Source organism: Rhizobium sp. ERR 942, assembly GCF_007828395.1.
Taxonomy (GTDB): domain Bacteria; phylum Pseudomonadota; class Alphaproteobacteria; order Rhizobiales; family Rhizobiaceae; genus Rhizobium; species Rhizobium dioscoreae.
The window spans coordinates 590,216-610,649 of the sequence record NZ_VIUA01000004.1 but is presented as its reverse complement, the minus strand read 5'-3'; the positions used below and the strand labels follow the sequence as shown (position 1 = coordinate 610,649).

The 20,434-nt window shown below is 61.1% G+C and carries 17 protein-coding genes and 3 pseudogenes; 14 read left to right on the top strand and 6 right to left on the bottom strand.

The features are described from left to right. Positions 1 to 13 precede the first annotated feature (13 nt). Genes FBZ97_RS19755 through FBZ97_RS19745 form a run of 3 tightly spaced genes read left to right on the top strand, consistent with a single transcriptional unit; the run spans position 14 to position 2,656 of the window. Positions 14 to 793: an alpha/beta hydrolase gene (locus tag FBZ97_RS19755; RefSeq protein ID WP_113396034.1), complete on the top strand. Its 780-nt coding sequence runs from the start codon at positions 14 to 16 to the stop codon at positions 791 to 793. 43 nt (positions 794 to 836) lie between these two features. Beyond that, positions 837 to 2,063 carry an acyl-CoA dehydrogenase gene (locus FBZ97_RS19750; RefSeq protein WP_113421336.1) on the top strand — a complete coding sequence of 409 codons (1,227 nt, stop codon included), beginning with the start codon at positions 837 to 839 and terminating at the stop codon, positions 2,061 to 2,063. Continuing rightward, positions 2,060 to 2,656 carry a flavin reductase family protein gene (locus tag FBZ97_RS19745; protein ID WP_233790218.1) on the top strand — a complete coding sequence of 199 codons (597 nt, stop codon included), beginning with the start codon at positions 2,060 to 2,062 and terminating at the stop codon, positions 2,654 to 2,656. Before FBZ97_RS19750 ends, FBZ97_RS19745 begins: the two co-directional genes overlap by 4 nt. A 16-nt stretch (positions 2,657 to 2,672) precedes the next feature. On the opposite strand, the gene FBZ97_RS19740 is transcribed toward FBZ97_RS19745, so the two are convergent. Next, a complete protein-coding gene (locus tag FBZ97_RS19740; RefSeq protein ID WP_145321087.1) occupies positions 2,673 to 3,623 on the bottom strand; it encodes a LysR family transcriptional regulator in 951 nt (316 codons plus the stop codon). 79 nt (positions 3,624 to 3,702) lie between these two features. On the opposite strand from FBZ97_RS19740, the gene FBZ97_RS19735 reads away from it, so the two are divergent. The 9 genes from FBZ97_RS19735 (at position 3,703) to FBZ97_RS19695 (ending at position 13,094) form a co-directional block, all read left to right on the top strand. Further along, the gene (locus FBZ97_RS19735) at positions 3,703 to 4,584 is read left to right on the top strand and encodes a dioxygenase (protein WP_145321089.1); all 882 of its coding nucleotides are present in this window, start codon (positions 3,703 to 3,705) and stop codon (positions 4,582 to 4,584) included. Continuing rightward, a complete protein-coding gene (locus FBZ97_RS19730; protein WP_145321091.1) occupies positions 4,581 to 5,642 on the top strand; it encodes a maleylacetate reductase in 1,062 nt (353 codons plus the stop codon). The genes FBZ97_RS19735 and FBZ97_RS19730 overlap by 4 nt, the downstream gene beginning before the upstream one ends. A gap of 35 nt (positions 5,643 to 5,677) precedes the next feature. Beyond that, a complete protein-coding gene (locus FBZ97_RS19725) occupies positions 5,678 to 6,961 on the top strand; it encodes an ABC transporter substrate-binding protein (protein ID WP_145321093.1) in 1,284 nt (427 codons plus the stop codon). 79 nt (positions 6,962 to 7,040) lie between these two features. Next, the gene (locus FBZ97_RS19720; RefSeq protein WP_113396027.1) at positions 7,041 to 7,760 is read left to right on the top strand and encodes an ABC transporter ATP-binding protein; all 720 of its coding nucleotides are present in this window, start codon (positions 7,041 to 7,043) and stop codon (positions 7,758 to 7,760) included. Continuing rightward, complete coding sequence (locus FBZ97_RS19715; RefSeq protein ID WP_145321095.1) at positions 7,760 to 8,470, top strand: ABC transporter ATP-binding protein; 711 nt, start codon at positions 7,760 to 7,762, stop codon at positions 8,468 to 8,470. The genes FBZ97_RS19720 and FBZ97_RS19715 overlap by 1 nt, the downstream gene beginning before the upstream one ends. Further along, positions 8,467 to 9,330 carry a branched-chain amino acid ABC transporter permease gene (locus tag FBZ97_RS19710; RefSeq protein ID WP_145321097.1) on the top strand — a complete coding sequence of 288 codons (864 nt, stop codon included), beginning with the start codon at positions 8,467 to 8,469 and terminating at the stop codon, positions 9,328 to 9,330. The genes FBZ97_RS19715 and FBZ97_RS19710 overlap by 4 nt, the downstream gene beginning before the upstream one ends. A 1-nt stretch (position 9,331) precedes the next feature. Then, positions 9,332 to 10,450, top strand: a complete 1,119-nt coding sequence (locus tag FBZ97_RS19705; RefSeq protein WP_145321099.1) for a branched-chain amino acid ABC transporter permease — start codon at positions 9,332 to 9,334, stop codon at positions 10,448 to 10,450. Further along, a complete protein-coding gene (locus FBZ97_RS19700) occupies positions 10,443 to 12,197 on the top strand; it encodes an FAD-dependent monooxygenase (protein WP_145321101.1) in 1,755 nt (584 codons plus the stop codon). Before FBZ97_RS19705 ends, FBZ97_RS19700 begins: the two co-directional genes overlap by 8 nt. Positions 12,198 to 12,206: 9 nt before the next feature. Then, positions 12,207 to 13,094: an intradiol ring-cleavage dioxygenase gene (locus FBZ97_RS19695; protein WP_113396022.1), complete on the top strand. Its 888-nt coding sequence runs from the start codon at positions 12,207 to 12,209 to the stop codon at positions 13,092 to 13,094. Positions 13,095 to 13,188: 94 nt separating this feature from the next. Here the strand turns inward: FBZ97_RS19695 and FBZ97_RS19690 are convergent, their stop codons facing one another. Next, complete coding sequence (locus tag FBZ97_RS19690; RefSeq protein ID WP_113248730.1) at positions 13,189 to 14,163, bottom strand: LysR family transcriptional regulator; 975 nt, start codon at positions 14,161 to 14,163, stop codon at positions 13,189 to 13,191. Positions 14,164 to 14,337: 174 nt separating this feature from the next. On the opposite strand from FBZ97_RS19690, the gene FBZ97_RS19685 reads away from it, so the two are divergent. Then, positions 14,338 to 15,294 carry a VOC family protein gene (locus FBZ97_RS19685; protein WP_113396021.1) on the top strand — a complete coding sequence of 319 codons (957 nt, stop codon included), beginning with the start codon at positions 14,338 to 14,340 and terminating at the stop codon, positions 15,292 to 15,294. 9 nt (positions 15,295 to 15,303) lie between these two features. Next, on the top strand, positions 15,304 to 15,942 hold the full coding sequence (locus FBZ97_RS19680) for a phospholipase (protein ID WP_113396020.1): 639 nt from the start codon (positions 15,304 to 15,306) through the stop codon (positions 15,940 to 15,942). Between the two features lie 201 nt (positions 15,943 to 16,143). On the opposite strand, the pseudogene FBZ97_RS34765 reads toward FBZ97_RS19680, so the two are convergent. The 4 genes and pseudogenes from FBZ97_RS34765 to FBZ97_RS19660 all read right to left on the bottom strand — a co-directional run. Next, positions 16,144 to 16,402 (bottom strand): annotated as a pseudogene (locus FBZ97_RS34765) (IS6 family transposase); the annotation flags it as partial. 339 nt (positions 16,403 to 16,741) lie between these two features. Further along, complete coding sequence (locus FBZ97_RS34475; protein WP_186449513.1) at positions 16,742 to 17,263, bottom strand: hypothetical protein; 522 nt, start codon at positions 17,261 to 17,263, stop codon at positions 16,742 to 16,744. A gap of 60 nt (positions 17,264 to 17,323) precedes the next feature. Continuing rightward, positions 17,324 to 18,513: pseudogene (locus tag FBZ97_RS19665) on the bottom strand (IS3 family transposase). 64 nt (positions 18,514 to 18,577) lie between these two features. Beyond that, positions 18,578 to 20,434, bottom strand: a pseudogene (locus tag FBZ97_RS19660) (hemagglutinin repeat-containing protein); the annotation flags it as partial.

The following is a 20,434-nucleotide window of genomic DNA, read 5'->3' as shown; positions in this document are numbered from 1 at the left end:
GAGGAGGTTTGGAATGAATTTCGAAACGGTGCATTACGACATCGAAGGTGTTGCGACCGCTGTACGCGTCATCGGCAAAGGCCCGGCCGTGCTCGCGCTGCATGGCGCCGCCACCATCGAAGGCACGGAATGGGCGCGGGGTCTCGCCGATCGCTTCCGCGTCTACTTGCCCTATCATCCCGGCTTCGGCGACAGCGGCGAAGCGCCGGATATTACCGGCATGCAGGATATCATTGTCCACAACCTGCATCTGGTCGCCGCCCTTGGCCTCGATCGGCCGCATCTCGTCGGCCACTCCATGGGCGGTTGGATGGCTGCCGAAATGGCCGTCGTCGCAGGCGAGCGTTTCGGCAGGCTGGTGCTGAATGCGCCGGCTGGCCTCAACGATCCAGATCATCCTGGCGCCGACCTGCCGGCGATCGCGCCCGAGGCGCTACCCGGCTATCTCGCGCATAATATCGACGTTGCCTTGCGCTATTTTCCGGGCGGAGCCGAATGCCCGCCGCTCGACGCCTTCCTTGCCGCCCGCGAAAAGGAGGCGCAGGCGCTCGGCAACATCGTCAAGGCCCACGGCATGGGCCATCCCAATCTCCGCCGCTGGCTTTCCCGCATCCCGAACGAGACACTGATCGTCTGGGGCGAGAAGGACCGAATGCTGCCCGCGTCGCAGGCGCCGCTCTGGGAAAAACGCATTCCAAACGCCCACACCTTCATGGTGCCGGATGTCGGCCATTTCGCCATGCAGGAGGACCCGCGCGTGGTGACCGCCATCGGCGATTTCCTCGCCGGCTGAGACAGCTTGCCGCGAGAACACACCAGATTGTCAGGAGGAACAGATGAACGCACCTTTGAAACATGGCGCCGGGTATTGGGGCACCAAGACAAACTTCGCCAGCCTTCTCGAGCATATCAGCAGGATCGGCCCGATTCTTGAAGAGAATGCCGTGGCTACCGAAAAGCTCGGTAGGCTGAATGAGCCTACTTTCGAGGCGCTGAAGCCGCTTCGTATGTCGCACATCTTCGCGACCGAAGAACTCGGCGGCGCACAGCTTTCGCCGACACAAGGCCTGCAGTTGATCGAGGCCATCACCTACCACAGCGGCGCTGCCGGCTGGGTGTCGATGGTGCATGCCTGCATCGGGGCGATGTCCGCCGCCTTCCTGCCCGACACCGCGATCTCACGGCTCTTCGGCGGTGGCACCGACAACCGCTTTTCGGGTCAGGGCACACCGACCGGCATGCTGAAGAAGGTCGATGGCGGCTATTTGTTGAACGGCAAATGGTCCTATGCAAGCGGTATTCACCACGCCACGTTCACCCATACCGCCGCCCTGCTCGACGACGGCAACGGCCATCCGGCCAAGGATGAGAATGGTAACGTCGTGGTGCTGTGCGCCCACGCGCCGGTCGGCGAGCATGGACTGCTCGGCAATTGGAACGTGCTCGGCCTGCAGGGAACCGGCAGCATCGACTACGACGCCAAGGATGTCTTCATCGCCGACGACATGGTTTTCCCGATCATGACCGCCGAGCCGCAGCGCCAGAAGGAATTCTTCAGCCTCGGCGTCGTCGGGCTGGCTGCCATCGGCCATTCGGGCTGGGCGATCGGCGCATCCCGCCGCATGCTCGATGAAATGGCCAAGTTCGCCGTGACCAAAACCGGTCGCGCCGGCATGCTCGGCGAGAGCGATAAATTCTGGTTCGATTACGGCCGTGCGGAAGCTCGCGCGCGCGCCGCCCGCGCCTTCTTGTTTGAGGTCTGGCGCGACGTGGAGGCCTCGATCGAGGCGGGGAACCGGGTATCTACGCGGCAGATCACCCTCGTGCATCTCGCCAAGTCGGAAGTGCACGAGGCGGGCGTCGATGCCTGCCACTTCGTCTACCGCGCAGCCGGTGGTGCGTCGCTGCGCGACGGCGTGATGCAGCGCACTTACCGCGAGATGCTGGTGGCGGCCAACCATTTCACGATCAACACCAACATTGTCGGTGCCGCCGGCCGCGAGATCGGCGGGCTGTGGAGCGATCGCGTCTGGCAGTTCTACGACCTGGTGGAGAAGAAATGATGGCGCAGTCCGGAAAGCAGGAGCGTGAAGCTCCGGCGACGGTCGCTGCCGGCGTGACGGAGGCTTTCATGATGGCCTTCCGCCATCATCCGGCGGGCGTTGCCATCATCACCGCCGATCCGGGTGACGGGCCGGTGGCCCTGACGGTAAGCTCGCTGATCTCAATCAGTGCCTCGCCGCCGATGGTGGCTTTCTCGCTGTCGGATAATTCCTCCAGCGCGCACGCCGTGCGTCGGGCGCAGACGGTGGTCGTGCATTTCGTGCGACGCAGCGATAGGGAGCTTGCCCGGCTCTGCGCCACCAGCGGCAGGGATCGTTTCGGGCCTGATGTGCGCTGGGCGCGGTTCGAAAGCGGCGAACCTTATTATCCGGATGTCGGCCTCTGGTTCCGGGCAGCGGTTCGCGGACTGTTTCCGCTCCCCGGCGCCTGTCTGGTCTCAGCCGAACTCCTTGAGGCCTCTCCTGGGGCGCACGAGGAGCGCCGGGATGACGCCTTGGTCTATGCCAACCGCGCCTGGCACGGACTGCGCCCGATGGCCGATGCCGGCTTGGCGCCGTTGTTCCTATGGCCGGACGATTCTGCAACATTTTGAAGAACGTCATGAGCCGTCACAGGCTCCAGATCACCGCCTGCTCATGGCGCTTGATCAGGTGCCTGAGGTTTTCGAAGCTCTTGCGAATATGGGCGCAGAAGGCCTCGACTGCCGGGACACGGATTTCCTCGGTGCGCCGCAGGAGACCGAGCGCGCGCTCGGGATGAGGAATACTGACCGGCAGTGCCGTGATCGACTTGTCATTGCGATAGGCGAAAACGACGCTGTGCGGCAGGATGGTGAGCGCATCGCTCGCCTTCAGATAGTTGATTGCGCTCACCAGCGAGCCGCCGGAATAGCGGATCTTCGCCTCGGTGGCGCCGAGCGAGAGGACGAGACTGTGCAGATCGGCAAACAGCGGGCTGCCGGTGGGCGGGGCAATCCATGGATAGTCGAGGAGTTCCGCAGGCGCGAGCTTGTGCCTCAGGAGAAGGGGGTGGGTTACACGGCAGGCGACGACATTGCGGCCAGGAAGCAGTTCCTGGAAGCGCATGCCGGAGCCCTCGTCCAGCACGTCGATCGGGCAAATGGCGAGGTCGATGCGATCGGCGTCGATCGCCGCCCGCAGATCCGGCAGGTAGCCGTAGCTCTGCTCGATGCGCACGTCCGGTGTGGCATTCTGGAACTCGGCGATCATGCCGGAGATCAGCGCATCCATGAAGAAGGGCGTGCCGCCGACGCGCACTACGCCCGTCCGTCCGTGTCGGAAGCCGTCGACAAGCGACGAGGCCTTGCGCGCAGCCACCAGCATGGCTTGACCGTGGTCGGCGAGCGCCCTGCCCAGCGGGGTCGGCTGCAATGGCCGGCGGCCCTTGACGAACAACGGTTCGCCGAGCCGCTTTTCCAGCATGCCAAGGGTACGCGACACCGCCGGCTGCGTGAGCCCCAGCAGGGCCGCTCCCTCCGTGACGCCACCGGCCTGTACGACGGCGGCAAGCTGTATCAGGTGTCGTTCATCCATCTTCATAGCAATAAGGTATATTAAACTGCAGAAAAATCATCAACTGCTACGTTTGGAGCTGGTAACGTACGGTTGAGGAGGTGCCATGGTGATCATGTCTTTTACAGAAGCGGATTCGGCTGCGCTTGTGGCAGAGCGACTGGCGCAGTGCGCCGGACCGCTGCCGGCCTTCCTCACCGCGCTGGTCGGACATATCCATCAGGCCATCAAGGAAACGCGGCCGACCCATGCGGATTGGCGACACGCCATCGAATTTCTGACCGAAGTCGGTCACGTAAGTGACCACAAACGGCAGGAATGGGTGCTGCTCTCCGATCTTTTCGGCGTGACGGCGCTGGTGGAGGAGATCAACACCCACCGCCCGAAGGGCGCTACGCCCAACACCGTGCGCGGCCCGTTCTATCGCGCCGATGCACCCAGGCTTGTGTCGGGCGCGGATATATCGCTCGACGGCATTGGCGACCCGTTGCTGGTCAATGCCCGCGTGACCGATCTCGATGGAAATCCCGTCGTCGGCGCGAAGGTCGAGACATGGCAGGCCAATGCGGAAGGGTTTTACGAGAACCAGCAGCCGGATCTCCAGCCGGAGTTCAATCTGCGTGGCGTTTTCAGCACTGATATAGATGGCGGCTTTTCCTATAGGACGGTTCGACCGGGCGGTTATGCCGTGCCCTGCGACGGACCGGTCGGACGGACGCTGCATGCGATCGGCTATCCGCTGCGCCGCCCGGCGCATCTCCATTTTACGATCACGGCACCCGGCTTCGAGACGATCAGTACCCACGTCTATGATGGGCGCGATCCGCATCTGTCACAGGACGCATTGTTCGGCGTCAAACAGGAACTGGTCGGCACCTTCCTGCCGGTTGGCGGCATTGAAGGCCCGACGCCGGTCAAAGGCAATTGCTGGTCGCTCGATTTCACCTTCATAATGGTGCGGGCGCGAGAGGAGCGCAGGTCGGCATGACACTCGATTTTTCCTATCAGCCGCATTCGACACGCGTCGTCTTTGCTTCCGGAGCGAGCGCCGGCGTCGACCAATGGATCGAGACGCTGGGCTGCCGCCGCGCGCTGGTGCTGACGACGCCGCAGCAGGCAGCCGACGGCGAGGCGCTGGCCGCGCGGATTGGCGCGCTTGCAGTCGGCACGTTTGCAGGCGCCACGATGCACACCCCGGTCGATGTCACCGAGAAGGCCTTGGCGCGCGCGGCCGCACTTCAGGCCGATTGCGTCGTCTCGCTTGGCGGCGGCTCGACCACCGGTCTTGGCAAGGCGATGGCCTACCGTACCGACATTCATCAGATCGTCATCCCGACCACCTATGCCGGTTCGGAAGTAACGCCGATCCTCGGTCAGACGGAAGGCGGCATCAAGACGACGGTTCGCAGCCCGAAGATCGTGCCGGAGGTGGTCATCTATGACCCCGACCTGACGCTTGGCCTGCCTGTTGCCATGAGCGTCACCAGCGGCCTCAACGCCATCGCGCATGCCGCCGAAGGTCTTTATGCCGATGATCGCAACCCCATTACCACCATAATTGCGATCGAGGGCATGCGCGCATTTGCCGAAGCGCTACCCGTGATCGTCAAGACGCCGCGCGATGCCGAGGCGCGGGAAAAGGCACTCTACGGCGCTTGGCTCTGCGGCACCGTGCTTGGGCAGATTTCGATGTCGCTGCATCACAAGATCTGCCACACGCTGGGCGGCAGTTTCGACACGCCGCATGCGGAGACGCATGCGATCATGCTGCCGCACACGATCGGCTTCAATGCCGCCGCAGTGCCGGAGCTGCTTGCGCCGATCGGGAGCATTTTCGGCGGCACGCCGGGCCAGGGGCTCTACGATTTCGCCAGATCCGTCGGCTCGCCGCTGGCGCTGAAGGATTTCGGCCTCACCGAGAGCGATCTCGACCGCGCCGCCGAAATCGCGACACGCAACCCTTATGCCAATCCGCGGCCGATCGACCGAGCCTCGATCCGCACGCTGCTTCAGGACGCCTGGGCGGGAGAACGCCCACCACTCTAAAACGCTTGTGTTTACTTTGGGAGGAGGAAACCAAAATGTTTACGAGACGTGACCTGCTGAAAACCGCGGCGGCGACCGGCGCGCTCGCGGCGACATCCAGCCTTGCCATGCCCGCGATCGCCAAGGGAGCGGCGATCAAGCTCGGTTATGTCAGCCCGCAAACCGGGCCGCTTGCCGCTTTCGCCGAGGCCGACAAGTTCATCCTCGATGGCTTCCTGGCCAAGACGAAGGCCGCCGGGCTCAACTACGAAATTGTAGTCAAGGACAGCCAGTCCAACCCGAACCGCGCCGCTGAAGTCGCCAAGGAGCTGATCGTCAAGGACGAGGTCAATCTCGTGCTCGTCGCATCGACGCCGGAAACCACCAATCCGGTCGCCACTACCTGCGAGGCGGAAGAGATGCCCTGCATCTCGACGGCCGCGCCCTGGCAGCCCTGGTTCATCGGTCAGCAGGCCAATCCAGGCGACCCTTCATCATGGAAGCCCTTCAACAGCACTTTTCATTTCTTCTGGGGCCTGGAGGATGTGATCGCTGTCTACACAAACATGTGGCAGCAGCTGGAAACCAACAAGAAGGTGGGCGGCCTCTTCCCGAACGATGGGGACGGCAATGCCTGGGGCGATAAAGTGGTCGGTTTCCCACCGGTTCTCGAAAAAGGCGGCTACACCCTTGCCGATCCCGGCCGCTACCAGAACCTGACGGATGATTTTTCCGCGCAGATCAATGCCTTCAAGTCGGGAAACTGCGAGGTCATCACTGGCGTCATGATCCCGCCTGATTTCACCACCTTCTGGACCCAGGCCAAGCAGCAGGGTTTCCATCCGAAGATCGCCTCCATCGGCAAGGCCATCCTGTTTCCGCAAGCCCTCGAGGCTTTGGGCAAGAGTGGTCACAACCTATCCTGCGAGGTCTGGTGGTCGGCCCGCCATCCATTCAAATCTTCGCTGACCGGAGAGAGCGCCGCCGAACTCGCAGCAGGCTTTACGAAAGCCACCGGCCGGCCCTGGACGCAGCCGATCGGCTTCGTTCACGCGCTTTTCGAATTGGCTGCAGATGTCATGAAGCGGGCGGACCCGACGGACAGCGCGGCTGTAGTCAAAGCGATCACAGCGACCAAGCTGGACACGATCGTCGGTCCGGTCGCCTGGGACGGTGCCAATGTCCCGCCTTTTGCCGCGAAGAACGTGGCCAAGACACCGCTCGTTGGCGGCCAGTGGAGGTTGAAGGAGGGCGGTGGCTACGATCTCGTCATCACCGACAACAGGACCGCTCCCAATATTCCGATAGGCAGCAAGATGGAGCCGATCGCCTCGGCGTGATGCCTTGACCGGGTTCGGCCCGGAGGCGGTCATGCGCCGGATTCGGCGAAGGACGAAACGGACACCAATCAGGAAGACGATGGTCATACTTGCCCTCGAAAACGTTTCGAAGAGCTTCGGCGCCCTGAAGGTCGCGGATGGAGTGTCGTTTGCGCTGGGGAGCGGAGAGGCGCTCGGCATCATCGGGCCGAACGGTGCGGGAAAATCCTCCCTGTTCAATCTCATCAGCGGCAATCTGCGCGTCGATGAGGGGCGGATTATCTATCGCGACGAAGACGTGACGTGCCAGCCGCCGATGGCGCGATGCCTGGCAGGGATCGGCCGCACATTCCAGATCCCGCAGCCCTTCCAGCAGCTAACCGTTTTCGAAAACCTTCTGGTCGCTGCCGCCTACGGATCGCGAAAGACGGAGCGGGAGGTGTCGGAGCGCTGCGCGGATATTCTGGTAAACACCGGGCTGATCGCGCGCGCCAACCAAGTTGCCGGCAGTCTCGGCCTACTCCAGCGCAAACGCCTCGAACTTGCTCGGGCGCTGGCGACAGAACCCAAGGTGCTGCTGCTGGACGAGATCGCCGGCGGCCTGACGGAGGGCGAGTGTGGGGAGCTGGTGGAGACGATCCGGACGATCCACGGAGCCGGTGTCGCCATTATCTGGGTCGAGCACGTGCTGCATGCCCTCAACTCCGTAGTGAGCCGTCTTCTCGTCCTAAATTTCGGCAAGGTGGTCGGCCTCGGCAGGCCGGCCGAAATCATGGAATCGCAGGCGGTCCGCCAGATCTATCTCGGGATTGACGTCTGATGGCTCTTCTTGAAACACGGGGCCTCACGGCTTTCTACGGCGACTTCCAGGCGCTCTTCGGGGTCGACATCACGCTTGATGCCGGTGAGACTTTGGCGATCATCGGCGCAAACGGCGCCGGCAAATCCACGCTGATGCGCTCGATTTCGGGCATGCTCGCCAACGAGCCCGACCAGATCAGTTTCGATGGCAGGCCGATCGGCGCACTGCCGGCGCCAGAGGTCATGGGGCTCGGTGTCGCCATGGTGCCGGAAGGTCGCAGGCTCTTCCCGTCGCTGACGGTGGAGGAAAATCTGCTGATCGGCAAATATGGGCGCAGCGTCAAAGGGGCGTGGACGCTTGAGACAATATACGAGCTCTTTCCGGTCTTGAAGGAGAGGCGCGGCAATTCCGGCACCGCGCTATCGGGCGGCCAGCAGCAGATGGTCGCGATCGGCCGGGCGCTGATGTCCAATCCGAGGGTGTTGCTCTGCGACGAAATCAGCCTGGGCCTGGCACCGGTGGTGATCCGCGATATCTACGCAGCCTTTCCCAAAATCCGCGCCGAGGGCGCAGCCATCGTGATCGTCGAACAGGATATCGGCCAGGCACTCAAGGTGGCAGACCGTCTCTATTGCATGATGGAGGGACGCGTGACGCTGACCGGAACGCCGGACGCAATTAGCCGCACCGACATCCATTCTGCCTATTTCGGAGCGCATACGGGATGAACTGGTTCGACACGATCATACAAGGCATTCTGCTTGGCGGTCTGTACGCGCTGTTCGCGGCCGGCCTGAGCCTCGTTTTCGGCATCATGCGGCTGGTCAATCTCGCGCATGGCGATCTTATCGTCCTAGCCGCCTTCCTGCTTCTGGTGCTGGTCAGCGCGCTCGGGCTCAATCCCTTCGTTGCGGCTCTCGTCGCCGTTCCGGTGATGTATGTGGTCGGCTGGGCCCTGCAGTTCCTCGTGCTCAATCGCACCATCGGAGACGACATCCTGCCGCCGCTGCTTGTCACCTTCGGCCTTTCGGTCGTTATCCAGAACGCGCTGTTGGAAGGCTTTTCCGCCGATAGCCGCCGCGTTTCGGTGGGCGCGCTGGAAACCGCGTCTCTCAAATTCGGCCCGGTCAGTGTCGGCACTATGCCGCTCCTGACTTTTCTGGCGGCGGTTGCCGTTATCGTCGGACTGAACCTCGTCTTCTACAAGACGAGCCTCGGCCGCGCCTTCCGCGCCACCTCCGACGATCGCGCCACGGCGGGCCTCATGGGCATCCGCTCCGACCGCATCTTCGCGACCGCGACGGGGCTCGCAATGGTGGTAGTAACGATTGCGGCCCTCTTTCTCGGCACGCGCGCCAATTTCGACCCAACGATGGGTCCGGCGCGGCTGATCTACGCCTTCGAGGCGGTCATCATCGGCGGGCTCGGCTCCTTCTGGGGTACGCTCGCCGGCGGCGTGATCATCGGCGTCGCGCAAACGATGGGCGCAGCCGTCAACCCCGAATGGCAGATCCTTGCGGGCCATGTTGCGTTTCTTCTCGTGCTGTTGGTCCGCCCGCGCGGGCTTTTTGCAAGGGCGGTGGACTGACATGGTGTATGACAGGCTTTCCTCCGATTCCGCTTCGCCCGCGCCGCCGCCCAGCTGGACCGTATCGACGCGCAACCGCGCCTCGTCGTTTGCGGTGATTCTCGTCGTTGCGATGGTCGCAGCAGGCGTTGCCGCTCCCTTTTTCGTGCCACGCGCCGCACTTCAGGACCTGTTCTTCATCCTGACGATGTTGACGCTCGCGCAATGCTGGAACCTGCTTGCCGGCTATGCCGGGCTCGTTTCGGTCGGCCAGCAGGCCTTCGTCGGCTTCGGGGCCTACGTCATGTCCGCTGCCGTCATCCTCAGCGGGCTCAATCCTGTTGTCGCGATCGTGCTCGGCGGGCTTGCCGCCATGATGCTTTCCGTGCCGACGGCCTTTTTCGTCTTCCGGTTACACGGTGCCTATTTCGCGATCGGTACCTGGGTTATCGCCGAGGTAACGCGGCTGTCCCTGGCGCAATGGAAGGCGCTCGGCGGCGGCACGGGAACATCGCTGCCTTCCGGTATCACGCGCGATTTGCCGGGTGCCCGCTTTGCTGCCGAATGGCTCGGCGTGCGGCCGGCCCAGGCCGCGGATATGGTGTGCTATTGGCTGGCGCTTCTGCTGGCGTTTGCCGCCATCGGCTTTGCCTATCGGCTATTGCGTTCCAAGCAGGGATTGGGGCTTGCCGCCGTGCGTGACAACCGCGAGGCGGCAAGATCGGTCGGCATCGATCCAAACCGCATTAAATTTGCCGTCTATCTCGCCACTGCCTTCGTCACGGGCCTGACCGGCGCGCTCATCTACCTGCAAAAGGCACGCATCTCGCCGGACGCCGCCTTTTCGGTCACCGACTGGACCGCCTATGTGATCTTCATCGTCGTCATTGGCGGCATCGGTACGATCGAGGGACCGATCGTCGGCGTCATCGTCTTCTTTATTCTGCAGAAGCTCTTTGCCGATTACGGCTCTTGGTATCTGCTCGTTCTCGGCCTTCTCGGCATTGCCGTCATGCTGTTTGCCCCGCGCGGATTGTGGGGCCTCTTTGCCGAGCGCACCGGACTTCAACTTTTTCCCGTTCGCCGCATCCTTGCCGGTGGACCATTGACCAAGACTATCAAGGGAGGGCCGCATGGCTGACATCAATACCGACGTTTTGATCATAGGGACGGGCCCTGCCGGCTCGGGCTCAGCGGCACTGCTTGCCAGCTACGGCGTCGAGACTATGGTCATCAACCGCTACCGCTGGCTGGCCAACACGCCGCGCGCGCATATCACCAACCAGCGCACGATGGAGGTTTTGCGCGATCTTGGAAGGGATGTCGAGGACGAGGCCTATCTCTTTGCCACCGGGCAGGATTTGATGGGTCAGAACGTCTTTTGCACCTCGCTTGCCGGCGAAGAGATCGGGCGTATGCGCAGTTGGGGAACGCATCCGGTCAGCCGGGCCGAGCATCAGCTGTCGTCCCCCTCGCACATGAACGATCTGCCCCAGACCTTCATGGAGCCGTTGCTTTTCAAGACGGCATGTTCGCGCGGCGCGCAGGCGCGGATGTCGACCGAATATATTCGCCACAAGCAGGACGCCGACGGCGTCACGACGACCTGCCGCGACAGGCTCACAGGCGCGGAGCTCACGGTCCGGTCCAAATACCTGATTGGCGCCGACGGCGGCAATTCCAAGGTGGCTGAAGATGCAGGGCTCAGCTTCGAGGGCCGTATGGGCGTCGGCGGATCGATGAATATTCTCTTTAAAGCCGATCTTTCGAAATACGTCGCCCATCGTCCCTCGGTGCTCTACTGGGTCGTCCAGCCGGGCGCTGACGTCGGCGGCATCGGCATGGGCCTGGTGCGCATGGTTCGGCCATGGAATGAATGGCTGATCGTCTGGGGATACGACATCAACCAGCCGGCGCCGGATGTAGACACGGCCTTCGCCACCAAGGTGGTGCGCGACCTCGTCGGGGACCACGAGCTGGCGGTGGAAATCCAGTCGGTTTCGACCTGGACCGTCAATAATCTCTATGCAACGACGATGCAGAACGGCCGGGTCTTCTGCATGGGTGATGCCACCCATCGGCATCCGCCGTCGAACGGACTGGGTTCCAATACGTCGATCCAGGATGCTTTCAATCTCGCGTGGAAACTCAGTTATGTGTTGAAAGGCAAGGCTGGTCCCGCTTTGCTCGACAGCTACCAGCGCGAGCGCGCGCCGATCGCCAAGCAGATCGTGACCAGGGCCAACAAGTCGATCGAGGAGTTCGGGCCGATCTTCAAGGCGCTTGGCCTGCTCGATTCCATCGACCCCGTGAAAATGCAGCAGAACATGGATGCGCGCTGCGACGATACGCCGGCAGCCGAAACGCAGCGCGCTGCCATCCGTCAGGCGATCGCAGCCAAGGTCTATGAATTCGATGCCCACGGCGTCGAAATGAACCAGCGTTATCGCTCGGATGCCGTTCTCGCCGACGGTGAGCCCGAGCCGGCCTTTGAGAAAGATGCGGAGTTGCACTACCAGCCGACTACCTGGCCGGGTGCGCGGCTGCCGCATGCCTGGATCTTTGCCGATGACGGCGCCAAGGCTTCGACGCTCGATCTTTGCGGTAAGGGCCGCTTTACGGTGCTCACCGGCATTGGCGGCCGCGGTTGGGTCGAGGCTGCAAAGCTGCTCGGCCGTGAGCTTGGCCTTGACATCGAGGCACATATCATCGGGCCGCGCCAGCGTTGGCAGGATCTGACCGGCGACTGGGCCAATCTGCGCGAGGTCCGTGACAGCGGCGTCGTGCTTGTTCGACCCGACCAACATGTCTGCTGGCGCCGCGAAACCATCGCCCGGGATCCCATGGCGGAGCTTCGTCGTGCACTGTCCTTTGTTCTAGCTTTGTGAGATTTCGCTATGGAAACGCATGAAAAGGGATTTTTCACGGAGGAGAACTCCGTCGAGGTCGTCACCGGGCGCAATGCCAATGCGCGTGATCCGCGGCTGAAGCAGGTGATCGAGGTCATCACGCGCAAGCTGCACGAGGCGGTCAAGGAAATCGAGCCAACGCAGGATGAATGGTTCAAGGCGATCATGTACCTGACCCAGACCGGTCATCTCTGCAACGAGTGGCGGCAGGAATTCATCCTGCTTTCGGACGTGCTCGGCGTGTCGATGCTTGTCGATGCGATCAACAACCGCAAACCGTCGGGTGCGTCGGAATCGACCGTGCTTGGACCATTCCATGTCGCGGACGCGCCCGAATTGCCGATGGGGGCCAATATCTGCCTCGATCAGAAAGGCGAGGATATGGTCATTCATGGCCGCATTCTCGATATCGACGGCCGACCCGTTGCCAATGCCGTGCTCGACGTCTGGCAGGCCAACGATGAAGGTTTCTACGACGTGCAGCAGAAGGGCATTCAGCCCGATTTCAATCTGCGCGGCGTGTTCCGCACCGGCGCGGACGGCCGCTACTGGTTCCGGGCGGTCAAGCCGAAGTTCTATCCGATCCCCGATGACGGCACGGTCGGCAAGCTCCTGGCGGGACTCGGCCGCCATCCCTATCGCCCGGCCCACCTGCATTTCATCCTCAAGGCCGAGGGGTTCGAGACGCTGACGACACATATATTCGACCCCCACGATCCCTATATCAACTCCGACGCCGTCTTCGGCGTCAAGGAAAGCCTGCTGGCCGAATTCAAACGCGTCGACGATGCGGCGCGGGCTCACGAGCTGGAGTTTCCGGGCTGGTTCTGGGAGGTCGAATACGATTTCGTGCTGGCACCCTCGAAACCGGGCTAGGCTTTGCCGGCGACGCGAAAAGGCCGGAGCGCGACAACCTGTGCTTCGGCCTCACGCAGCCGATTGCGGCGACGGCCGCTCGGGCCGGACCCTTTCATTCACGCTCGGCCATGAAAGGGCCGTGGGCCCAGCGGATTTCCTGCTCGTGCTTTTCGACCGACCGGCGCAGCTCGGAGAATTCGCGTCGCAGATGTCCAATAAGCTTGCGGGCGGCCGGATTTGAATAGGGCTTCGTTCTCGTCATAATCCCGAGCGCGCGCTGCGGCTGCGGGATGTCAAGCGGAATGACGCTAATCCTGTTTTCACGCCGGAACGAGTGAGCGACGGAAAGCGGCAGGATTGCCAGGGCGTCCGTTCCGACCAGATAGTTCAAGACGCTCATCAGGGAGCCTCCGGCGTAACGGATCGAAACTTCCTCAATTCCCAGCGTGAGCAGAATATTGTGCAGGTCCAGTACCAGCGGCGAGCCGGGCAGAGGAGCGACCCATGGATAATTGAGGATGTCCTCCGTCGCCAGATTGCGTTTGCGCATCAGCGGATGGCCCGCACCGCAGGCCAGCACGTTTCGCGCAGGCAGCAGTGGTTCGAACTGCTGGTCAGCGCGAAGGTCGGTGGAGCCCGTCGGTGTAACCGCGACATCGATCTGGCCGGATTCGAGCTCGCTTACAAGGTCGGAATAGTTGCCGTAAGACTGGTGCACCATGATCCCCGGTTCATCGTGCTGGAACGAGGCGATCATGGGCGAGACAACCGCATCCATGAAGAAAGGAACGCCGCCGATCCGCACGCGGCCGAACGAACCCGACTTGAAGCTGCGGATGATTTCCATCGCCTTGCGCGAGGACGCGAGAATAGCCTTGCCTTGCAGGCCAAGCTGTTCGCCAAGGGGCGTCGGCTGCATCGGCCGGCGCCCGGAAACGAACAGCGGCTCACCTACACGCTTTTCGAGGATGGAGATGGTCCGCGACACGGCCGACTGTGTCATGCCAAGCATGGCAGCGGCTTCCGTCACGCCTCCGGTTTCGATGACGGCGGCAAGCTGAACAAGGTGATGTTCCACAATCTTCATAGCAAAATGCTATAGTATTTATGAACAATCTCATCAACAGTCGTTTTAGATCGGCTATATTTTGCAAGTGTTGAGTGATTGGCAAGCGGCTGAGATCCTGATTGCCAATCGACGGGGAGAAAGCGGAGGAGGGCCGCGCCCCGGGACGATCGATTGTTTCACGGGAGGAGAACGATGGCACTTGTCAGCGGCTATCATCATTTGACCCTTTGCACCGATGGCGTGCAAGAGGATTACGATTTTTATACCAAAGCGCTCGGCCTTTATTCGGTCAAACGCACCGTGCTGTTCGACGGCACCATCCCCGTCTATCACCTCTATTACGGATCCCGCAGCGGCGAGGCTTCGACGATCATCACGACCTTTCCGTTCCGTAAGCCCGCCGTTTTTGGCCGACGTGGAACGAACCAGTCGAAGATCATCCAGCAGGCGATCCCTGCCGGCGCGTCCGGCTATTGGGTCGAGCGGCTCAATGCCCGTGGTATCGAGGCTAAGAAAATATCGCGCTTCGGTATCGCGCGCGTGGCCTTCAAACACCCTTGCGGCATTCCGCATGAACTTGTCGAAAGCCCTGCAGACAACCGGCCGCCCATCGTCAACGAGGCGCAAGGCGTTACGGCGGAGCATGGTATCAAGGGCATTTACGGCGCGGCGATTGCCGTGTTCGATCGCACCGCCATGGATGACTTCCTGACAGTTGGCCTGTCGATGAAAAAGGAGGCTGACAGCAATGAGGGACTGATGTTCTCCGTCCCGAACGCAAACGGTCCCAACAGCATGGTCGAAATCCTGCATGAAGCAAATAGCCCGCAGGGCACTTGGACGCTTGCTGGCGGTACCATTCATCATCTGGCGCTGAACACTGGCGACGAACAGAACCAGCTGCAGCTGAAGGCGCATCTGGAGGGTTTGGGGTTCACGGACGTTTCCGACCAGAAGGATCGTAACTATTTCAAGTCCTGCTACGTCCGCTCACCGGGCGGCGCGCTGTTTGAGATTGCCTGGTCGGTCGAGGGCGGTTGGGCGCTTGACGAGCCGGCCGACCGTATCGGCACCACGCTGGTCTTCCCGCCGTGGTTCGAGAACCGTCGCGAAGAGCTGATCGCCGGCCTGGAACCGGCGAACTTCTGAGCCGGGGCAATGGCGATGCATCATGAATCTCTCCTGCTCGGCGCTACGCCCGAGGAGGCCCAAGTCCACTGCATCTTCATCCATGGGCGTACCCAGTCGCCCGAAGACATGCACCAGCAGGTGATCGCCAGGCTCAAAGCATCGGGCGTGGCCTTTATTCTACCGCGCGCCACCGGCAAGAGCTGGTACGGAGCGCGGGCGACGGAGCGGCTGACATCGACAACGCGGAAGGAACTGGAAGACTCCCTGGCTTATCTACGTGGCATCACAGGCGACCTGACTTATCGCCGTCATGGGACGCCGCTGGTGATCGGAGGCTTCAGTCAGGGTGCGTGCCTGGCTTTGGAATATGCGATGAAATATGGACCATGGCGGGGTGCCATGGTCAATCTTACTGGTTGCCGTGTTGGCACCTCGGAGTGCGACAGACCCTTTGCGGACCTTGATCGCATGCCGGTTTATCTAACCGGGTCCGACAAGGATCCTTGGATACCAGTCGGGGCCTTTGCCGAAGCTGCCGAAAGTCTTGCCCGAGCACGGGCGAGCTTACGTTGCGAGGTCTTGCCCGATCGTGCCCATGAGGTGTCGGCCCAGGAAATTGGCGAGTTCGACAATTTGCTCTCGCAGATGCCGGCGGTGATCGCGTAGCACTGTAATATGCACTGCTCCTTTGAAAAATTATGGTGATGTTCGCGAGGAATCTGCAAGCGGAGGATATTTAGACTCCGCCAAAAAACGGATAAACCTTCAATTGAGCACCGTGCTGGAGCTACCCTTCCCGGTCTTGCCGCGTGGTAGCACACCAGGGTTTGGCCGCGTCGGCATTCCGGCAACGTTAGAGCAGGACATCAGAACGAAACCATCCTGATCAACCGCTCTCCTCAACCAGCATTTCTGACCATTGACGGGTACCGCGACTTCATCGAAATACCAGACATCTTCTTCGTCGGCACCATCGGCGGATAGTCTCATAAGAAACGACGATCCCGTGATCGAGCAGCGTTTCCGCGACGGCGTTCAGGCTCAGATTAAAACGGAAGCAGAGCCAGACAGAATAGGCAACGATTTCGGTCGGTTGGCGGGCGGTGGTCCCTGTGGGCCGGCTTATTCAGGCATCGCTTCATGGATAGGGATCTGCGGTTCGATACTCTTCAAGAGCAAAAGTAGGAGGGACTGAAGGCAGAGGCATTTCAGGGCTGTCGGCTAACTTAGCAGTAAGAAGAAGCAAGCTGCGCCATCTGAGATCACTTCCAACGATTGGCCGGATCGTTGTCGCTTGCGGGAGACGACTAAGGGGATTTCTACCGGTGCCAGGCTAAATGCCCTGCGTATCGCTTGACGATCCTTGTAGGCAGGGTAGCGATCAAGGGGACTCCCTGAACGGCGGTCAGCACAGTGGAAATTTCGACGCGTCAGGGGAAGACTTTCGACGTACGTCATTCCCAGATCACGGTTTAGTAATTTCCAATCCTGATGACGTTGACTTCCAATTATCATGGTGCAAATTTCCAACTGTCAGAGATTCGGAGAAAGCATGTACGAACGTCTCGTCGCGCACCGGGTGGAGGAAGCCTTTCAGATACCCCGGTGGTCCTGATCGTAGGACCGCGCCGGGCAGGCAAAACCACACTAGCAGCAGAGACATGGTGGTTTGGTAGTCGAGATTCTTTAGGGTCTCTACCTGCGACTGAAGCTGTGCTTTGTAGGTATCGGAGCAGGTAGTGGGGGATGCTTTGCAAGCTTCCAAAGCCTTCTCGGCGTCCGTAAGCTCCTTGGCCTGCTCGTGCGTGAGATAGTTATACTGATAATTCGCAGCCCCGTCGGACCCTCCTTCTCCCCCACCAACTGCCGCACCGACCGCCGAGCTAAGACTCGTTCCGATTAACGTGGCGAGAGTTTGTTTGTCCTGATCGGACAAGGTGCTGTCCTTCAACATACCCTTTACGAGAGCGGCGATGGCCGGTGCCATCAAGGCTGTTGCTTCGCCGCCCAGAGCACCCTTTATCGCCCCTGACCTGCCACTGAACTTTCACCCAGCGGCGACTAGAGCCCCGGCGGTTTTGAATACGCCAAGTGGCGCGGTGTGAGCAACCGGCGGAAACGCGAAGCTTTCATCTTGCGCAGCGTTGGAGCCGGTTGCGGCGATGGTCCCGGCAAAGTCTGCCGGGGTTTTGTATCCGAGCGATGAGTGCGGCCGGAAATGGTTGTAATCGTCCGCTCATTCAGCAATGGCGCCGCGGGCATGATTGAGGCCGAAGAAGAGGCTCTCGTTGAGCAACTCGTCACGCATCCGACCGTTGAAACTCTCGACATAGCCGTTCTGCATTGGCTTCCCCGGCGCGATGTAGTGCCACTCCACCTTGTGATCCCTCGACCAGGCGAGAATGGCATTCGACGTGAGTTCGGTGCCGTTGTCGGAGACAATCATTCCGGGCTTGCCGCGTCGTTCGATCAGCGTCGTCAGTTCTCGGGCGACACGTCGACCAGAGATAGACGTGTCCGGGATCGCTGCCAGGCATTTGCGCGTCACGTCATCAACGACATTGAGGACCCGGAATCGTCTGCCGCAGGCGAACTGGTCGTGGACGAAATCCAGCGACCAGCGGGCATTGGCTTTCGCCTCGACCAGGATCGGTGCACGCGTGCCGACAGCACGCCGCCGGGCCTTTCGCTTGCGAACGGAAAGCCCTTCCTCGCGATAAAGACGGTAGATGCGATTGACGCCGGACGGCTCTCCATCCCGCCGAAGCAGGATGAACAGCCGACGGTAGCCGAAACGCCGCCGCTCGTTGGCGAGGTCGCGCAGCTTCGCTCGCAGATCGACCTCCGGCGGTCGACTGGACCGATAACGGATCGTCTTGCGGTCGGCGGATATGATCTGGCAGGCCCGACGCTCCGAAAGGCCCATGACGGCCTTCAGGTGGGTGACGGCTTCACGCTTGGCGGCAGGCCCTACCCTTTTTTTGCAAGAAGCTCGCGGAGTGCGGCTGCATCCAGCATTTGTTCAGCCAGCAACTTCTTTAGCCTGGTATTCTCGTCCTCAAGCGCCTTCAGACGCTTCGCTTCGGAGACTTCCATGCCGCCGTATTTGGCTTTCCAATTATAAAACGTCGCTTCTGAAATCCCGTGCTTCCGGCAAAGATCGGCTGCCTTCGCGCCAGCCTCCTGCTCCTTCAACACCGCAATAATCTGCTCTTCCGTAAATCTCTGCTTCTTCATTCGTCCGTCCTTTAACAGGCCGAACTCCAATCCATTCTGGAGGAAATTCTCAGTGGCAGGTCACCCCCTCCCAGCCATTCACACCGCCGAGAATACCGCCGCCGATCGCGTGCAAAAGCGCCCGGCCCTGGCCGCCTTCGGCCCAAAGATCCCTTTCGGCCTGAGTTTTAGCATTGTCATATAGGCTGGTAGCGATATCCCCGACCAGTCCCGCCATAGTGGCTTGAGCTGCTTGAAGGTCTGCCTGGGTCTTGTATTGGTCGCGCAAGATATGTTCGAGGCCCGGCAGACCGGGCAGCGAGGTGTTGGTGTTGTTGGTATCACGGCGGATCGTGCCGATATCCTGCGTCTGGTGGGTCGGATCGGTGATCACAATCGGAATATTGTCGCCAATAGCCGAGAGTGCCTGACCGGTCTTGTTCTAGCTGGCCTTGACCGGCAGCGTCGGCATGATGCCACTTGTGCCGATCAAAACACCATAGGTATCCGCCTTCCAGGTCGAGTGTGTGTCAATATCGGTAACCGTCAGCGTTCCGGTGGAGAAGTTGTTACGCTCAGCGACGGCTTCGCTGGTAATCAGACCGCCAACGAGCGAGGTATGGTCGCTGACGCGGATATCGAGCCCTCCTACCCCCGCATGAATACCGGATTGTTCAGATACCAGTGCTGCGTCACCATTGGCTTTCTGGGTAACACCGGACGCGCTGGTCGAGCCAAAGCCTGTCTGTGCTGAAAGATTGAGCTGGTCAGCCTTGGCCTTGGCGGTGTCCAACTGACTTTCGATCGTCAAGTTTTTGACGGCTGCGGTAACCGAGTTGCCGGTAACGGTCGCACCACGCAGCGCCAGATCGTTCGTGATGATGGTGATGTCGCCGGTGCCATTGATGTGGGTATTGGTGTGGCTAAGGTTTTCCGTGTCACTGTTGCCCTTGCCATAGCCGGCATTGGCAACCAGACCGAGGTCCCCCATGCCCTTGCCGCCACCGCCGAAGGTTGCGCCGACGCCGACGCCAACGCTCCAGGACTTGTTGGCGCTGGTCGAATCCGACGTGCCGGCAGCGGCATTCAGATTGATGTCACCGTTCCTGGCCGACAGGAAGATATCGCCGGTCAGCGGATCTCCGGAGACCGTGGGAATGCCGTTCTTGTCATAACCTGCCAGGATCTGGGCGCCATCGCTGGTGATGGAACCATTCTCGGCTTCCATCGAGATGGAGCGGCCTGCGCGGATATCCGTGACGACCGGGGTAGAGGATGACGAGGACCAGCTATTCTCCTGATGGCTGGCACCGACCGTCAGCGAGACGTTGACGCCGATATCGCCCGATTTCTGATACTGATCGTAGACGTTCTGCAGGTCCTTGTAGGCCTGATAGAAACCGAGGCCCGCAATCGCCGTGTTGGTCACCGCATTGACGCCGCCGCTGTCCGAAAGGCGCTCGGCCGAGTTCATGATGCTCTGGGCGGCCTTGCCGACCTGGCTCGACACGGTGAGCGTCACACCGGCGAAGCTCTTCTCATGCGCCTCCTCATAATTGGTGACATCATTGGCCGACAAAAGATTGATGTTGCTGCCGGCATAGAGATTGACGTCGCGCTCGGCCGAAGCGCTGGTCGCCTGCAGATTGACGTTGTTTCCCGCCGAGATGTTGAGATCGCGGCCGGCTGAAAGCGTCGACATGGCATTGGTATCGGACTGCTGCGCCTTGCTGTCCTTCGTCGACTGCGCGCCGATACCGATCGAGAAACCGCCGCCGCCTGCCGAAAAGGCAAGACCAAAGCCGGACTTCTTCTGCTGCTCGGACTGCAAGGTGCTTTCTGCTCCCGGCGTGACATTGACGTCACGCGTAGCCGAGAGATTGATGTCGCGATCGGCGTTGACCGACGATCCCATGATATTGAGATCGGTTGCCCGCGCGGT

Excerpts from the sequence above, each read along its gene's own strand:
- FBZ97_RS19695 (WP_113396022.1), top strand. The coding sequence starts at position 12,207 with ATGGAAACGCATGAAAAGGGATTTTTCACGGAGGAGAACTCCGTCGAG.
- FBZ97_RS19750 (WP_113421336.1), top strand. The coding sequence starts at position 837 with ATGAACGCACCTTTGAAACATGGCGCCGGGTATTGGGGCACCAAGACA.
- FBZ97_RS19755 (WP_113396034.1), top strand. The coding sequence starts at position 14 with ATGAATTTCGAAACGGTGCATTACGACATCGAAGGTGTTGCGACCGCT.
- FBZ97_RS19700 (WP_145321101.1), top strand. The coding sequence starts at position 10,443 with ATGGCTGACATCAATACCGACGTTTTGATCATAGGGACGGGCCCTGCC.
- FBZ97_RS19720 (WP_113396027.1), top strand. The coding sequence starts at position 7,041 with ATGGTCATACTTGCCCTCGAAAACGTTTCGAAGAGCTTCGGCGCCCTG.
- FBZ97_RS19680 (WP_113396020.1), top strand. The coding sequence starts at position 15,304 with ATGGCGATGCATCATGAATCTCTCCTGCTCGGCGCTACGCCCGAGGAG.
- FBZ97_RS19685 (WP_113396021.1), top strand. The coding sequence starts at position 14,338 with ATGGCACTTGTCAGCGGCTATCATCATTTGACCCTTTGCACCGATGGC.
- FBZ97_RS19705 (WP_145321099.1), top strand. The coding sequence starts at position 9,332 with ATGGTGTATGACAGGCTTTCCTCCGATTCCGCTTCGCCCGCGCCGCCG.
- FBZ97_RS19715 (WP_145321095.1), top strand. The coding sequence starts at position 7,760 with ATGGCTCTTCTTGAAACACGGGGCCTCACGGCTTTCTACGGCGACTTC.
- FBZ97_RS19735 (WP_145321089.1), top strand. The coding sequence starts at position 3,703 with ATGGTGATCATGTCTTTTACAGAAGCGGATTCGGCTGCGCTTGTGGCA.
- FBZ97_RS19740 (WP_145321087.1), bottom strand. The coding sequence starts at position 3,623 with ATGAAGATGGATGAACGACACCTGATACAGCTTGCCGCCGTCGTACAG.
- FBZ97_RS19710 (WP_145321097.1), top strand. The coding sequence starts at position 8,467 with ATGAACTGGTTCGACACGATCATACAAGGCATTCTGCTTGGCGGTCTG.
- FBZ97_RS19730 (WP_145321091.1), top strand. The coding sequence starts at position 4,581 with ATGACACTCGATTTTTCCTATCAGCCGCATTCGACACGCGTCGTCTTT.
- FBZ97_RS19725 (WP_145321093.1), top strand. The coding sequence starts at position 5,678 with ATGTTTACGAGACGTGACCTGCTGAAAACCGCGGCGGCGACCGGCGCG.
- FBZ97_RS34475 (WP_186449513.1), bottom strand. The coding sequence starts at position 17,263 with ATGGCACCGGCCATCGCCGCTCTCGTAAAGGGTATGTTGAAGGACAGC.
- FBZ97_RS19745 (WP_233790218.1), top strand. The coding sequence starts at position 2,060 with ATGATGGCGCAGTCCGGAAAGCAGGAGCGTGAAGCTCCGGCGACGGTC.
- FBZ97_RS19690 (WP_113248730.1), bottom strand. The coding sequence starts at position 14,163 with ATGAAGATTGTGGAACATCACCTTGTTCAGCTTGCCGCCGTCATCGAA.